This window comes from Aeromicrobium sp. CF4.19, from assembly GCF_051262555.1.
Lineage (GTDB): Bacteria > Actinomycetota > Actinomycetes > Propionibacteriales > Nocardioidaceae > Aeromicrobium.
Genome location: NZ_JBIMEU010000005.1, coordinates 1 through 13,166 on the forward strand (window position 1 = coordinate 1; position 13,166 = coordinate 13,166).

Consider the following 13,166-nt stretch of genomic DNA (forward strand, 5'->3'; position numbering starts at 1 on the left):
AGCTGCACGGAATTCCTTCGTCTGCACGGGTTGCTTCCCGTGCAGATCGAGGAAACCGTGCAGGTGATGCGTGAGACGGAGGGCTTCCTCACGGCCCCTGCCGGACTCTCGTGGTCATCTCCCGCAGCGTGATCCGTCCTGCCACCGTTCTCCATCCCGGTGCGCGATCTCCGCGGCGTGGTTGACGAAGGGGCGTTTCCCCTGCGGCCCCTGCCGGACCCTGGAAGTCCTCCCCGGCAGCGCGATCCGTCCTGCCACCGTTCTCCATCCCGGTGCGCGAGTCTTGCTCGGGATGGATGACGGAGGGGCTCCGTCATCGTGGGCGTCGCCTATTGTCTTGGTGCGGGCCGGTGTGGTGGAACTGGTAGACACGCAGGATTTAGGTTCCTGTGCCCCAGGGCGTGCAGGTTCGAGTCCTGTCATCGGCACCCTCGTCCCCGGGGCGGTGGAGACCACCCGCCCCGGGGCGAAGCCCTCAGTGGCGACGAGGTGACAGCCGCCGAGCCAGGAGGATGCCGGCTCCCGCGAGCGCGACCAGCGCTCCGGCGACGATGAGGATCAGTGACGGTCCCCCAGCCTCCGGAAGCCAGCCACCCGGCGTCGAGCCTCCGGTGCTCGTCCCACCGTCCACGGACGTGCCGTCGGCATCCGCACCGTCCGCACTCGTGACATCGGCATCCACGTCGCTCCCAGCAGCATCCGCGCGCGCATCTGCGTCAGCGCCCGCATCGGTGCCGTCCGCATCGACGTCGGTACCGGCGTCTGCATCCGCGCCCGCATCGGCGTCGGTGCCATCAGCGTCGGTGCCATCGCCATCGGTGCCATCCGCATCCGCATCGCCGACATCTCCGTCGGCGTCGGCGACACCGCCATCGGCGTCGGCGTCGGTATCCGTGCCATCGGTATCCGTGCCATCGGTATCCGTGCCATCGGTATCAGTATCGTCACCGACAGTGTCGGTGTCACCGTCGTCGGCATCTCGCACACACGGCTCGGGTCGCGTGATCGTATTGGTGTCCAGCGTGACGGCGCCATCTATCGCCAGGAGCCGGCCTTCGAAGGTCGCCCCTGTCTGCGCCGTGATGGAGGCCTGGGCCATCACCGTGCCAACGAAAGGGGCAGTACCGGTGCCGGTGCCGGTGCCGAAGGTCGCGGAGCTGCCGACTTGCCAGAACACGTTGCAGGCCTGTGCTCCACCGGTCAGGGCCACCCCGCTGTTAGTTCCTATGGTGGTCAGGGTCTCGCTGGTCTGGAAGATGAAGACGCTGTTGGAGGGGGATCCGTCGGTGTTCCCGCCGTCGAGCGTCAGGGTCCCGTTGCTGAGCAGGAACGAAACGGGGGCTTCGTAGACGCCCCCAACGAGCCTCTCCCCGGCCAGCTCCGCGCCGATGCTCTCCCCCTCGGCAAGTGCGGCCTCCTCGTACGCCGTGTCGAGGTCGAGTTTCGCCTCCTGGGTGACCGCGTCACCCCCACGGTTCTGGCTCGGCGGAACGAGGTTCTGCTCGTCGTCGATGCCGGTGATGGGCGACGGAGGCTCGGACACGCCGATGTCGCCTTCGATCCTCGTCCGGTCGAGCACGGTGTCGGTGTTGGTGATGGCGGAGTAGGCCAGCACCCCGAACTGGTCGGCTGTGCCGAGCTCGACGGGTGTGCTGGCGTCCGCTGCTCTGGCATCGCCGCCGAACGAGGCAGTCATGGCGATGAGTGCTGCGGCGCCGACGCAGGCCACGAGGGGCTTCAGGCGTCTCAGGTCATGGGGTGTTCTCGTGCTGGTCATGGATCCTCCGAGGAGGCCGACGAGGTCGGCCGGGCAGTCGCTGGTCTTCGACACCTTCTCGACCTCGTCCCATGAGACGAGCGAACCGGTGCCGATCCTCTGCGCGAGTGGTTCCGGCGGGCCCAAGGGGGCCAGAGGCGCCGTGCGCTCACTGCGGGCCACCACGTGGCACCTGTGGCGCGTCGACCCTCCTTGGCCGCGCGACCTCGTCAGCACGGGGTCCGAAGGCCGGGTGCGGCGAATCTGGCGACTCGCTCCCTGGCGTGAGCCGCACCACAACTGTCTCACAAGTTCTGCAGAACTCGCGGTTACATTTTGCAGAGGCCATCTGGCCCCTGAAGGAACTACCGTCGTCACATGGACGAGACCACGGTGCTGCGGGCGCCGATGCGCTCGCGCCGCGACGAGGTTGACGTGGCCGCGACGGTCGCGCGGGCGCTGGCGCTGGGCCTCGTGGGGATGGGCCGGGCCAGCGACGCGCAGGCGGAGCGACGGCTCGAGCGCTACGCCCAGGCCGCGGACGGCTCCTTCGCCTGGACGCAGAGCGAGCAGGGCTTCCACCTCGGCCGGATCACGGGGGCCCTGCGCACGGACGACTCCCCCGAGGCCGTACGCGTCGACCTCGTCCACGTCCGTCCCTGCACCTGGGTGGCGGACGCGGTCGATCCAGTCCTGGTGCCGGAGCAGGTGACGTACGCCTTCTCCCGCGGCGGCCGGAACCTACAGACCATCGGCCTGGCCGGCGCCCTGGAGGCGACCCGGGACACGTGGCACCGACTCGCCTGAGACGGCCTCAGACGTTCCAACGACTCTTGGTGCGGCTCAGCGCGCCGATGCGGTCATTGAGGTCGGCGAGCTCGTCCAGGATGGACTGCGCCGCCCAGACGCGATCGCGCTTGCGCCTCGACGTCGGCTCGAGCACCCCCGCCTCGTGCAACCGGTTGATCGCCGAGTGCACGGTGCTCGTGGCGAGGTCGAGCCGCTCGGCCGCGTCGTCCGCGGTGAGGATCGGCCTCGACGGCAGGGAGGAGAGGATCCGGTGCACGCTCGATCCCGGCCGGACCGGGCCGAGGGCCTCGTCCCACTCCTGGCGGATATCCAGCAGGTTGGAGGCCGTGCGACGGGACTCGTGCGTCGCGATGGTCATGGCGGAGGTCAGCATCGCGATGAGCGTGTAGGCGTAGCCGGCCCGGTAGTCCCCCAGCGCGTCGAAGTACTGCTCACGGTGTGCCACGAGTCCCGAGGCGATCGGGACGGTGAGATTACGGGTGGTCTTGCGGCGACGCAGCACGGCGTGGATGAGGGTGCGCCCGATGCGACCGTTGCCGTCGATGAAGGGGTGGATGGACTCGAACTGCGCGTGCACGACGGCTGCTTGGACGATGACCGGGACATCGTCGCGATTCGCGAAGACGAAGAGGTCGTCGAGGTAGCCGTCCACGGTCTCCGGGGGCGGCGGGACGTAGAGCGCGTTGCGCGGCGAGTAGTCGCTGCCGCCGATCCAGTTCTGCACGGTCCGGACCTCCCCCGCGTGGTGCTGCTGCGAGGAGTGGTGGCGAAACAGGTCCCGATGGGCTGCGTGCAGCGCCTCCCGCCGGATCTCGCCGGTCTCGTCGACGTCGCGGATGATGCCCGAGAGCGCCTCGGTCGCGGCGGCCATCGAGACCGCGGAGGCGTTCGCGGCCGAGCCCATGACGGCCCGACCGTAGTCGGCCAGGCTCGCCTCGACGTTCTCGATCTTCGACGACGCCACGGACTCGGTGCGCAGCAGCAGCTGGTTCAGGCCGCCGAGCCGCCCCCGGTGCGTGCGGTCCAGCTGGGCGATGCCGCCGAGGGTGTTCTCCATCATCACGCGCAGCGGGCGATCGGCCGTGAACCGGGCGTCGCCGATGAACGGGGGGCGCCGGACCTCGATCTCCCGCAGGTCCCGGTCGGCCTTGGGGCCACGCCGCACGGACTGCTGCCAGGAGCGGATCTCGGGGGTGTGGGCCGGCCAGTCCCGCGAGCCGGGCTGCGACGTCATCACTCCGTCATCCTTCCAGACTCGCCGGGAGGACTGGGCGAACGACCCCGCACCGAGATGAGGCAGGATCGTGGGCATGATCCTCATCGCCGGAGAGGCCCTCGTCGACGTGGTGCATCGCGCCGACGGATCGACGAGCGCGCACGCCGGTGGGTCACCGGCGAACGTCGCCGTGGGCCTGGGTCGGCTGGACCTCCCGGTGCAGCTCGCCGCAACCATGGCGGACGACGGGCACGGTCGCCTGCTGCGCGAGCACCTCACCTCGGCGGGCGTGATGCGGCTCGACGGGCTGAACGTGCCCGAGCGCACCGCGAGCGCCGCCGCGACTCTCGACGAGGACGGCACCGCGACGTACGAGTTCGACATCACCTGGGATCCGGGCCGCATCGAGACCGACGATCCGCCGGAGATCGTCCACACGGGTTCGATCGCGGCGTTCCTGCCCCCCGGTGCCGACGAGGTCGAGGACCTCCTGCGCCGTCACGCCCCGACCTCCATCGTGACGTTCGACCCCAACATCCGACCGTCCCTCGTCCCCGACCGTGCCGCCACCCGTGAGCGAGTGGCCTCGCTGGTCCAGCTGGCCGACATCGTCAAGGTGAGCGATGAGGACCTGGCGTGGCTGGAGCCCGGCGAAGCGCCCGAGGACGTCGCTCGCCAGTGGCTCGGCCAGGGCCCCGCCGCCGTCGTCGTCACCCACGGCGGCGAGGGGTCCCGCACCCACACCCCCCTCGGATCGGTGGCCGTGCCGACGTCGGCTCGAAACGTCGTGGACACGGTCGGCGCCGGCGATGCCTTCATGTCGGGGATCATCGCCGCCCTGGTGGACGAGGGCCTGATGGGAATCACGGGGAGCTCACAGCTCCGGGCCGCCGACCTGACGCTCTGGCGGCGCGTCAGCGAGGTGGCGGCACGGTCCGCCGGCATCGTCGTGGGGCGCGCCGGGTCCCAGCCCCCGTGGCGCGAGGAGCTCTTCGGCGCCTAGGGCACCAGACGGGACAAGCCCTGCGGGATGCGGCGCTGCAGCACCGTCGCGACGAGCGCGGCGACACCGGGAAGGGCCGCGTCGAAACCGATGCGGTACTCCAGGCGCGTGCCGCCGTTGCCCGTGGGCAGGAGCCGCTGCTCGCCCCAGTGACCGGTGAGTGGGCTGCCCTTGCTGATCTCGTAGGTGATCAGGAATCCGGGCTCGGCCCCGGTGACGGTCTCCTCGAAAGCCGGGAGTGGACCGATCTTGAGCCGCCGGATGGAGCCCACCCCGTTGCGGCTGGTGTCCCCGTCGCGGACGCGGGTGATCGACGCACCGAACACGTCGCCCAGGTTCTCGTGCTCGGCGAGCGCCTCGAAGACGGAGTCGGGGTCGGAGGCGAACAGGTGGGTGACGTCGACGCGGACGGGGGCTGGGCGGACGGGGGCTGGCATGCGCCTCACTCTAGAGTGACGTCCTGATGTTCCGCATGCTGTTCCACGAGCCCCGCATCCCGGGCAACACCGGCAACGCGATCCGGCTCGCCGCCGCGACCGGGACCGAGCTGCACCTCGTCGAGCCGCTGGGCTTCGACCTCTCCGACGCCAACCTGCGCCGCGCCGGCCTCGACTACCACGACCTCGCCGTCATGACCGTCCACCCGGACCTCGAGACCGCGCTCGCGGCGCTGGGCGAGGCCAGGATCTTCGCCTTCACCACCGGGGCGACCCGCTCGTACACCGACGTCGAGTACCAAGGCGGCGACGTCCTGCTCTTCGGCGCGGAGCCGGACGGGCTGCCCGAGGACGTCCAGCGCCACCCACGTGTCACCGACCGGCTTCGCCTGCCGATGCTGCCCGGGCGACGCTCGATGAATTTGGCCAACTGTGCGTCCGTCGCGGTCTACGAGGCCTGGCGCCAGCACGGCTTCCCCGGCGGCGTCTGACCCGTCCCCTCCGAGATTTGTGAGCCCCAGCACCCGATTCCCCTGCAGAGAAGACCATGGCGGGCTGGCGTTCACACATTTCGAGTCCCGGCTAGGAGTGGGTCAGGTGAAGGCGCTGATGCCGGTCTCGGCTCGTCCGATGAGCAGCTTCTGCACCTGGCTCGTTCCTTCGTACAACGTCATCACCCGGGCGTCCCGCAGGTACTTCTGCACGGGGTAGTCATCGACGAACCCGTAGCCGCCGAACGCCTGCATCGCGGTGTTGGAGGCCCGGACGGCGGCCTCGGAGGCGAAGTACTTGGCCTTGGACGCCTCCACCCCGAACGGCTCGCCCCGGTCGATCAGGTCCGCGGCTCGCCACACGAGCAGCCGGGAGGCGTCGGCGTCGACGCTGATCTCGGCGATCATGTCCTGCACCATCTGGAACCCAGCGATCGGACGGCCGAACTGCTCGCGCGAGGTGGTGTACGCAACGACGGACTCCAGGCAGCCCTGGATGATGCCGGTGCAGCTCGCACCGATGGCGACGCGACCCTTGTCGAGGGTCTCCATCGCGATGCGAAAGCCCTTGCCCTCCGCGCCCAGCATCGCCGAGGCCGGCACCCGGACCCCGTCGAAGGCGAGCTCGGCGGTGGCCTGTCCACGGAGCCCCAGCTTGCCGATGATCACGGTGCGCTCCAGGCCGGGGCTGTCCGTGGGCACGAGGAAGGCCGAGATGCCCCGCGGTCCGTCCTCCCCCGTCCGGGCGAAGACCAGCGCGATGTCGGCCCAGGTCCCGTTGGTGATGAAGATCTTGGTGCCGTCGATGACGTAGTCCTCGCCGTCACGGCGGGCCCGGGTGCGCAGGTTCCCCGCATCGGAGCCGTGTCCGGGCTCCGTCAGCCCGAAGCAGCCCAACGACTCCCCGCTGGCGAGTCTCGGCAGCCATCGGGCCTTCTGCTCGTCCGTGCCGTGGGCGAGCAGCGGCTTGGCCACCAGCCCGGTCGAGACCGAGACGATGCCACGCACGGAGGAGTCCGCGCGGCCGAGCTCCTCCATCGCGAGCATGTACGTGAGGTGGTCCCCACCGACGCCACCGTGCTCCTCGGGGATCGTGAGACCGAAGAAGCCGATCGCGCCCAGCTTGGGCAGCAGGTCCAGATCGACGGACTCGGCCCGGTCCCAGTCCCGGCGGAACGGGACGATCTCGGCGTCACAGAACCTTCGGGCCAGGCTGCGGAAGCCGGCCTGCTCCTCGCTGAGGGTGAGATCCATGCCGCGCACGCTACCGCTGAGGTGACGATCCTGTTGCGATCCCCCGTTCGGACGTCCCCGCCGCGGACATCGTCGTACGGTGGTCGAAGAGGGGTGACTGATGAAGATCGCGATCGGACGCGGACGCGGACGCCGTGTCATGACGGCCGTGATGGCGCTTGCCCTCGCCGGCTCGCTCCTCGCCGTCCAGGCGGCACAGTCGGCGCACGCCGGTGACGGAGCCTTCCCCGACGGCATCGTCGTGGTCGGCGACTCGATCACCGCCCGCTACGGCGACGACGCCGGCGCGGACGACCAGGCCTGGTGGAGCTTCGTCGGCCGCCACTACGACGCCGACGTCCGGACGTACGCGCAGTCAGGGTCCGGGTACCAGCGGCACGGGCTGCAGTGCACCGGCGATCGCTTCATCGACCGGCACCAGGCCTTCGACGACCCGCCCTCGGTCTTCCTCATCCAGGGCGGCCGCAACGACTGGTCGACGTGCCGGGACGGGCGACGGGTGCGGTCCACCGACGCCGCGGTCGCGGACGCCGTGGTGACCTACCTGCGTCAGGCCCAGAAGCACCTGCCCCAGACGACGCGGATCGTCGTGTTGGGGCCGCCATGGGGCGAGATGCACCCGTGGGAGCATCGCCGCATCACCTCCATCGTCCGCACGGCCGCCTCTCGGGAGGACCTGGAGTACGTCAGCACCACGGGCACGTTGGATCGTCCCGGCCACACCGCCGACGGTGTGCACCCGACCCGGGCCGGCAGCATGGCGCTGGGCGAGCGCGTGATCGCTGCCCTCTCGCGACCACCGGGCTGAGGCGTCGAGCTCGGGCCGTCAAGCCAGGGCGGCCGCCACCGCCGGGGCGATGCGACGCAGTGCCACACCACGATGACTGATGCCGTCCTTGTCCTGCGGCGACAGCTCCGCGGTGGAGACGTCGTGCCCGTCCGCGGCGAACAGCGGGTCGTAGCCGAAGCCGCCCTCGCCCTGCTCGGACCGCAGGATGCGACCTGGCATCTCGCCGAGCTCCACGACCTCGTCGCCGCCTGGGGTGCAGAGGGCCACGGCACAACGGAACCTGGCCCCCCGCCGCTCGTCGGGGACGTCGGCGAGCTGGCTCAGCAGCAGCCAGTTGTTGGCCTGGTCGGTGCTCCAGCCCGTCGCCCATGGTCCCCGGCCGCCGTCGTCGTTCTTCGGCACGCCGGACCAACGGGCGGAGAGGACCCCGGGCATCCCTGCCAGGGCGTCGACGCACAGGCCGGAGTCGTCGGCGAGGGAGGGCAGTCCGGTGGCGGCCAGGCAGGCACGAGCCTTGATGAGCGCGTTGCCCTCGAACGTCGGCTCGGTCTCGGCCGGCTCGTCGTACGCGGCGACGTCCGCCAGCCCGAGCACCTCGACCCCGGGGACGAGCGGGGCGAGGATGCGCTGCAGCTCGGCGAGCTTCTTGGCGTTGTTGGACGCCAGGACCACCTGGGCCATCAGCGGCCCAGGGCCCCAGAGCCAAGGGAGGCAGTCTGCAGCGTCGTGAGGTCGGCGCAGCCCTTCTCGGCGAGGGCGAGCAGGGCTTCCAGCTCGGCACGGTCGAACGGAGCACCCTCGGCGGTACCCTGCACCTCGATGAAGGAGCCGCTGCCGGTCATGACGACGTTCATGTCGGTCTCGGCGCGGACGTCCTCCACGTAGGGCAGGTCCAGCATCGGCGTCCCGTCGATGATGCCGACGCTGACCGCCGCGACGGACTGCACCAGCGGCTCCCCGGCCAGCGCACCCTTGTCACGCAGGTGGGCGACGGCGTCGGCGAGGGCGACGTAGGCACCGGTGATGGCGGCCGTGCGGGTTCCTCCGTCGGCCTGCAGCACGTCGCAGTCGATGGTGATGGTGTTCTCCCCCAGCGCCTTGTAGTCGATGGCGGCCCGCAGCGAGCGTCCGACCAGGCGCGAGATCTCGTGGGTCCGTCCGCCGATCCGGCCCTTCACGGACTCACGGGCGGAGCGGTCGTGCGTGGCCTGGGGCAGCATCGCGTACTCGGCGGTGACCCAGCCCAGTCCGGAGCCCTTGCGCCAGCGCGGGACGCCCTCCTGGGCGCTCGCGGCGCACAGGACGCGGGTCTTGCCGAACTCGACCAAGCAGGAACCCTGCGCGTGGTCGAGCCAGCTGCGGGTCAGGGTGACGGGGCGGAGCTCATCGACGGTGCGGCCGTCCTCGCGGGAAGTCATGCCGCGAGACTACCGAGCGGTCCGGCGGGGCCGCCGCGCCCGGGGGCGGCGGCGGTCGCTCAGAGCTCGTAGACGTCGCCGGCGCGGACGATGTCGTACGGCCCGGCGTACGTGGTCTTGAGGTCCGCCTCGACCTCGGCGACGTCGGTCCACGAGGGGATGTGCGTCACGAGCAGGCGCCCGACCCCGGCCCGGGTGGCGTACTCACCGGCCTCGGCACCCGTGAGGTGCAGGTTGGGCGGATTCTGCTTGGACTCCACGAACGAGGCCTCGCAGAGGAACAGGTCGGCCCCCGCCGCGACGTCGACGAGGACGTCGATGGGCCCGGTGTCACCGGAGTAGGCGATGACGCTGCCCCCGGCCTCGATGCGGAATGCGTAGGCCGTGACGGGGTGGTCCACGAGCGTCGCGGTCACGGTGAACGGGCCCAGCGTCGTCGGCTCACCCTCCACCCAGTCGCGGAAGCGGAACTGGTTGGACATCTCCACGCCCTCGCTGCGGCCGTAGGCGCTGGAGAGGAAGGGCTCGGCACCGTCGGGGGCAAGGATCGGGATGCCGGGCAGGGCGCCGTCGGGGTGGTACTTGCTGACGACGAAGAAGCCCGTGAGGTCGAAGCAGTGGTCGGCGTGCAGGTGCGAGAGCCCCACCGCGTCGATGTCGCGCAGGTCGACGTGGCGCTGCAGGGGCCCGAGGGCGCCGCTGCCGAGGTCGAGCAGCAGGTGGTAGCCCTCGTGCTCGAGGAGGTAGCAGCTGGAGGCGGACTCCGGGCCCGGGAACGAGCCGGAGCAGCCGACGACCGTGAGCCTCACGCCTGCACCTGCGCGACCTGGTCGACGGACTCGAGCTCCGGGCCGAGGAAGCGACGGCCGAGCACGCCGAAGTCGTCGGGGCGGCCGGTGGTCAGGAACCGGTGCTGGGGGGCGGGCAGCGCCGGGTCGCGCTCGAGACCTTCGCTCACGAGGCGAGCGTAGACCTCCTTGGCGGTCTCCTCCGCACTCGACACCAGCGTGACGTCGTCGCCGAGGACGTAGGAGATGGCCCCGGTCAGCAGCGGGTAGTGGGTGCAGCCGAGCACGACGGTGTCGGCACCGGCCTCGCGCAGCGGCTCGAGGTACTCCCGTGCTGCCGCCTCGACCTCCGGCCCGCTGGTCACCCCGGCCTCCACGAAGTCGACGAACGCCGGACACACGCGGGTCAGGACCTGCAGGGTCACGTTGGCGGCGAAGGCGTCGTCGTAGGCGCCCGAGGACGCCGTCGCCTGCGTGCACAGGACCCCCACCACGCCGGTCCGCGTCGACCGCACCGCTCGGCGGACGGCCGGGACGATGACCTCGACGACCGGGACGTCGTAGCGCTCCCGGGCGTCGCGAAGGACCGCCGCGCTCGCTGAGTTGCACGCGATGACGAGGGCCTTGACTCCGCGTGAGACCAGGTGGTCCAGGCACTCCAGGGCGTACTCGCGCACCGCGGCGATGGGCTGCGGGCCGTAGGGCTGGCGTGCGGTGTCCCCCAGGTAGAGCACCGACTCGTGCGGGAGCTGGTCGATGACGGCGCGGGCGACCGTCAGGCCGCCGAAGCCTGAGTCCATGATGCCGATCGGTGCGTCCGCCACAAGGAGCGAGCCTACGGAACGACCCGGGGCGCCACCACCCGTACCGGCCGAGCGGCTCAGGGCACCTGCAGGATGCGGTGCAGGAAGCGCTGGGTCCGCTCCTCCTGTGGATCGGCGATGACCTGCTGTGGTGGCCCGTGCTCCACGACCACTCCCCCGTCGATGAAGACGACCTGGTCGGCCACCTGCTCGGCGAAGCGCACCTCGTGGGTGACGACGACCATGGTCCAGCCCTGGGTCGCCAGGTCACGGATCACGGCGAGCACCTCGCCGACGAGCTCGGGGTCCAGAGCCGACGTCGGCTCGTCGAGCAGCACGACCCGCGGGTGCTGCGCGAGCGCCCGGGCGATGCCGACGCGCTGCTGCTGACCACCGGACAGCTGTGCCGGGTAGGCGTCCTCCTTGTCGGAGAGCCCGACCTGCGCCAGCAGCTCGCGTGCCCGTTCCACGGCGTCGTCGTGCGGCACGCCCAGCACGTGCACGGGACCTTCCAGGAGGTTGCCGAGGACGGTGCGGTGCGGGAAGAGCTCGTGGGACTGGAAGACCATGGCGCTGCGGCGTCGCAGCTGCTCGATCTCTCGCCGCCGGGCGCGTCCTCGCGGCAGGGCCGCGAAGTCGACCTCGACGTCATCGACGCGCACGACCCCGGACTCCGGTGGGGTGAGGGCGTTGAGCGCGCGCAGCAACGTCGTCTTGCCCGATCCGGACGGGCCGAGGATCGCCGTGGTGGTGCCCTCGGGGACGTCGAGGTCCACGCCGTCGAGGACGATGTTGTCGCCGAAGGCCTTGTGGAGCGCTCTCGCCTCGACGACGGAGGTCTGGGTGGAGTCGGTCATGTCGTCACGTACCTGTTCAGTCGGGTCTCCAGTCGTTGCTGTGCGCTGGAGAGGACGGTGCAGACGATCCAGTAGTACAGCCCGGCGAGCGCGTACAACGGCAGGTACTGGAAGGACGCCGACGCCTCGACCTGGACGATCCGGAAGAGGTCGGTGAGCAGGACGACGGAGACCAGGGAGGTGTCCTTGACCAGCGAGACGAGGGTGTTGGACAGCGGAGGCACTGCGATGCGGGCCGCTTGCGGCAGGACGACGCGTCGCAGCGCCAGGGCTCGGCCCATCCCGAGCGTCGCGGCCGCCTCGTGCTGTCCGTTCGGCACCGACAGGAGCGCCCCGCGGACGCTCTCGGCCGCATAGCCTGCGACGTTGACGCTCAGCGCGAGCGCGCCGGCGACGTAGGACGGCAGGTCGATGCCGACCTGTGGCAGCCCGAAGAAGACCACGAAGAGCTGCAGCAGCAGAGGCGTGCCGCGCACGGCGGAGATGAACGCGCGGGCCGGCCACGACAACCAGCGTGACGTCGACATGCGGGCCAGCGCGATCGGCACCGACGCTGCCAGACCGACGGTGAAGCTGAGGATGGTGAGCGTCAGCGTGACCTTGACCAGCGCGACGAAGGCCGGCCAGGCGGTGTCCTTGACCACCTGCCACGGCGAGGCCCCACCCCGCCCCTCACCGACGTCGGCCTCCCCGCCGTCCTCGACGCTGACGTCGGCGCGGAAGTACTCCTCGCTGATCTCGGTCAGCGTCCCGTCGGCGCGCAGCGACTCCAGGGCCTGATCGGCCTCCAGCGCGAGCTGTTCGTCCTCCGGCCCGAACGCGAAGGCCTGACGGCTGATCTCGTCCCCCGCCTCGCCCACGACCTCGACCTGGTCGTCGCCCGTGCTCGCCAGGTAGTCGAGCACGGCGATGTTGTCGTTGACGATGGCGTCCACCCGGCCACGGGAGACCAGATCCGCGGCCTGGGCGAACTGCTCGACGTTCTCCACGCGCGCACCGGCGTCCTCGGCCACCTGCGACCAGTTGCTGGTGGCGGACTGGGCGGTCACCTTGCCCTCGAGGTCCTCCAGCGACGTGATCTCGTCGTTGTCCGTGGCCGCGACGATCACTCCGCGCGAGTACGTGTAGGGCTCGGAGAAGACGTAGGCCGCCTCCCGCTCGGGATTGATGGTGATCTGGTTGGCGATCATGTCGATCCGACCGGCGTCGAGGGCGCCGAACAGGGCATCGAACTGCGACTCGACGAACTCCAGCTCCCAGCCGGCGCGGTCTGCGACGGCCTGCACGACCTCGATGTCGTAGCCGGAGAGCTGACCTCCCTCGCTGAAGGAGAAGGGCGGGTACGTGCCCTCCGTGCCCACCCGGACCACGGGCCGGTCGTCCTGCGCAGCCACCGCCGTCGCGGCAGGCGACAGAGCGAGGGCGATCATGACGACGGCGAGCGCCCTCAGGACGATGCGCATGTGACCTCCCGATCGTGTCCGCGCCGAGACGACGCGATCCCCCGATGCTAGAAGATCGGTCGCAGCAGGTCCGCGGCGTC

14 protein-coding genes and 1 tRNA gene are annotated in these 13,166 nt (G+C 70.6%); 5 read left to right on the forward strand and 10 right to left on the reverse strand.

Annotation, left to right across the window (positions count from 1 at the left end; genetic code table 11):
• Positions 1-346 precede the first annotated feature (346 nt).
• Positions 347-428, forward strand: a tRNA-Leu gene (locus ACHAAC_RS11655).
• A gap of 47 nt (positions 429-475) precedes the next feature.
• On the opposite strand, the gene ACHAAC_RS11660 is transcribed toward ACHAAC_RS11655, so the two are convergent.
• Positions 476-1,831 carry an ice-binding family protein gene (locus tag ACHAAC_RS11660; protein WP_435716408.1) on the reverse strand — a complete coding sequence of 452 codons (1,356 nt, stop codon included), beginning with the start codon at positions 1,829-1,831 and terminating at the stop codon, positions 476-478.
• A 303-nt stretch (positions 1,832-2,134) separates the two neighbouring features.
• Between ACHAAC_RS11660 and ACHAAC_RS11665 the strand changes: the two genes are divergently transcribed.
• Positions 2,135-2,563, forward strand: a complete 429-nt coding sequence (locus ACHAAC_RS11665; RefSeq protein WP_435716409.1) for a GAF domain-containing protein — start codon at positions 2,135-2,137, stop codon at positions 2,561-2,563.
• A 7-nt stretch (positions 2,564-2,570) separates the two neighbouring features.
• Here the strand turns inward: ACHAAC_RS11665 and ACHAAC_RS11670 are convergent, their stop codons facing one another.
• Entirely contained in the window at positions 2,571-3,800 is a 1,230-nt protein-coding gene (locus ACHAAC_RS11670) for a Fic family protein (protein WP_435716410.1), read from the reverse strand.
• Positions 3,801-3,876: 76 nt separating this feature from the next.
• On the opposite strand from ACHAAC_RS11670, the gene ACHAAC_RS11675 reads away from it, so the two are divergent.
• Positions 3,877-4,785, forward strand: coding sequence for a carbohydrate kinase family protein (locus ACHAAC_RS11675; RefSeq protein WP_435716411.1), 909 nt, complete (start codon positions 3,877-3,879; stop codon positions 4,783-4,785).
• Here the strand turns inward: ACHAAC_RS11675 and ACHAAC_RS11680 are convergent.
• Positions 4,782-5,222, reverse strand: a complete 441-nt coding sequence (locus tag ACHAAC_RS11680; RefSeq protein ID WP_435716412.1) for an SRPBCC family protein — start codon at positions 5,220-5,222, stop codon at positions 4,782-4,784. The two genes, ACHAAC_RS11675 and ACHAAC_RS11680, sit on opposite strands and share 4 nt — an antisense overlap.
• 26 nt (positions 5,223-5,248) lie before the next feature.
• Here ACHAAC_RS11680 and ACHAAC_RS11685 point away from each other — a divergent pair, with 26 nt between their 5' ends.
• Positions 5,249-5,713 carry a tRNA (cytidine(34)-2'-O)-methyltransferase gene (locus ACHAAC_RS11685; RefSeq protein ID WP_435716413.1) on the forward strand — a complete coding sequence of 155 codons (465 nt, stop codon included), beginning with the start codon at positions 5,249-5,251 and terminating at the stop codon, positions 5,711-5,713.
• A gap of 102 nt (positions 5,714-5,815) precedes the next feature.
• Here the strand turns inward: ACHAAC_RS11685 and ACHAAC_RS11690 are convergent, their stop codons facing one another.
• Positions 5,816-6,967, reverse strand: a complete 1,152-nt coding sequence (locus ACHAAC_RS11690; RefSeq protein ID WP_435716414.1) for an acyl-CoA dehydrogenase family protein — start codon at positions 6,965-6,967, stop codon at positions 5,816-5,818.
• 100 nt (positions 6,968-7,067) lie between these two features.
• On the opposite strand from ACHAAC_RS11690, the gene ACHAAC_RS11695 reads away from it, so the two are divergent.
• Entirely contained in the window at positions 7,068-7,775 is a 708-nt protein-coding gene (locus tag ACHAAC_RS11695) for an SGNH/GDSL hydrolase family protein (RefSeq protein ID WP_435716415.1), read from the forward strand.
• Positions 7,776-7,793: 18 nt separating this feature from the next.
• Here ACHAAC_RS11695 and rdgB read toward each other — a convergent pair whose 3' ends face one another.
• From rdgB to ACHAAC_RS11725, 6 genes are read right to left on the reverse strand one after another with little or no spacing between them, the layout of a single operon-like run.
• On the reverse strand, positions 7,794-8,438 hold the full coding sequence (gene rdgB, locus ACHAAC_RS11700; RefSeq protein ID WP_435716416.1) for an RdgB/HAM1 family non-canonical purine NTP pyrophosphatase: 645 nt from the start codon (positions 8,436-8,438) through the stop codon (positions 7,794-7,796).
• Positions 8,438-9,175 carry a ribonuclease PH gene (gene rph, locus ACHAAC_RS11705; protein WP_435716417.1) on the reverse strand — a complete coding sequence of 246 codons (738 nt, stop codon included), beginning with the start codon at positions 9,173-9,175 and terminating at the stop codon, positions 8,438-8,440. The genes rdgB and rph overlap by 1 nt, the downstream gene beginning before the upstream one ends.
• A gap of 59 nt (positions 9,176-9,234) precedes the next feature.
• Positions 9,235-9,984 carry an MBL fold metallo-hydrolase gene (locus ACHAAC_RS11710; protein WP_435716418.1) on the reverse strand — a complete coding sequence of 250 codons (750 nt, stop codon included), beginning with the start codon at positions 9,982-9,984 and terminating at the stop codon, positions 9,235-9,237.
• On the reverse strand, positions 9,981-10,787 hold the full coding sequence (gene murI / locus ACHAAC_RS11715) for a glutamate racemase (protein ID WP_435716419.1): 807 nt from the start codon (positions 10,785-10,787) through the stop codon (positions 9,981-9,983). The genes ACHAAC_RS11710 and murI overlap by 4 nt, the downstream gene beginning before the upstream one ends.
• Before the next feature lie 56 nt (positions 10,788-10,843).
• Positions 10,844-11,623 carry an amino acid ABC transporter ATP-binding protein gene (locus ACHAAC_RS11720; RefSeq protein ID WP_435716420.1) on the reverse strand — a complete coding sequence of 260 codons (780 nt, stop codon included), beginning with the start codon at positions 11,621-11,623 and terminating at the stop codon, positions 10,844-10,846.
• On the reverse strand, positions 11,620-13,086 hold the full coding sequence (locus tag ACHAAC_RS11725) for an ABC transporter substrate-binding protein/permease (protein WP_435716421.1): 1,467 nt from the start codon (positions 13,084-13,086) through the stop codon (positions 11,620-11,622). The genes ACHAAC_RS11720 and ACHAAC_RS11725 overlap by 4 nt, the downstream gene beginning before the upstream one ends.
• Between the last annotated feature and the right edge of the window lie 80 nt (positions 13,087-13,166).

Bases quoted from the DNA above. Each gene is read 5' to 3' on its own strand.
- ACHAAC_RS11665 (WP_435716409.1), top strand. From the start codon at position 2,135: ATGGACGAGACCACGGTGCTGCGGGCGCCGATGCGCTCGCGCCGCGAC.
- ACHAAC_RS11670 (WP_435716410.1), bottom strand. From the start codon at position 3,800: ATGACGTCGCAGCCCGGCTCGCGGGACTGGCCGGCCCACACCCCCGAG.
- ACHAAC_RS11675 (WP_435716411.1), top strand. From the start codon at position 3,877: ATGATCCTCATCGCCGGAGAGGCCCTCGTCGACGTGGTGCATCGCGCC.
- ACHAAC_RS11680 (WP_435716412.1), bottom strand. From the start codon at position 5,222: ATGCCAGCCCCCGTCCGCCCAGCCCCCGTCCGCGTCGACGTCACCCAC.
- ACHAAC_RS11685 (WP_435716413.1), top strand. From the start codon at position 5,249: ATGTTCCGCATGCTGTTCCACGAGCCCCGCATCCCGGGCAACACCGGC.
- ACHAAC_RS11690 (WP_435716414.1), bottom strand. From the start codon at position 6,967: ATGGATCTCACCCTCAGCGAGGAGCAGGCCGGCTTCCGCAGCCTGGCC.
- ACHAAC_RS11695 (WP_435716415.1), top strand. From the start codon at position 7,068: ATGAAGATCGCGATCGGACGCGGACGCGGACGCCGTGTCATGACGGCC.
- rdgB (WP_435716416.1), bottom strand. From the start codon at position 8,438: ATGGCCCAGGTGGTCCTGGCGTCCAACAACGCCAAGAAGCTCGCCGAG.
- rph (WP_435716417.1), bottom strand. From the start codon at position 9,175: ATGACTTCCCGCGAGGACGGCCGCACCGTCGATGAGCTCCGCCCCGTC.
- ACHAAC_RS11720 (WP_435716420.1), bottom strand. From the start codon at position 11,623: ATGACCGACTCCACCCAGACCTCCGTCGTCGAGGCGAGAGCGCTCCAC.
- ACHAAC_RS11725 (WP_435716421.1), bottom strand. From the start codon at position 13,086: ATGCGCATCGTCCTGAGGGCGCTCGCCGTCGTCATGATCGCCCTCGCT.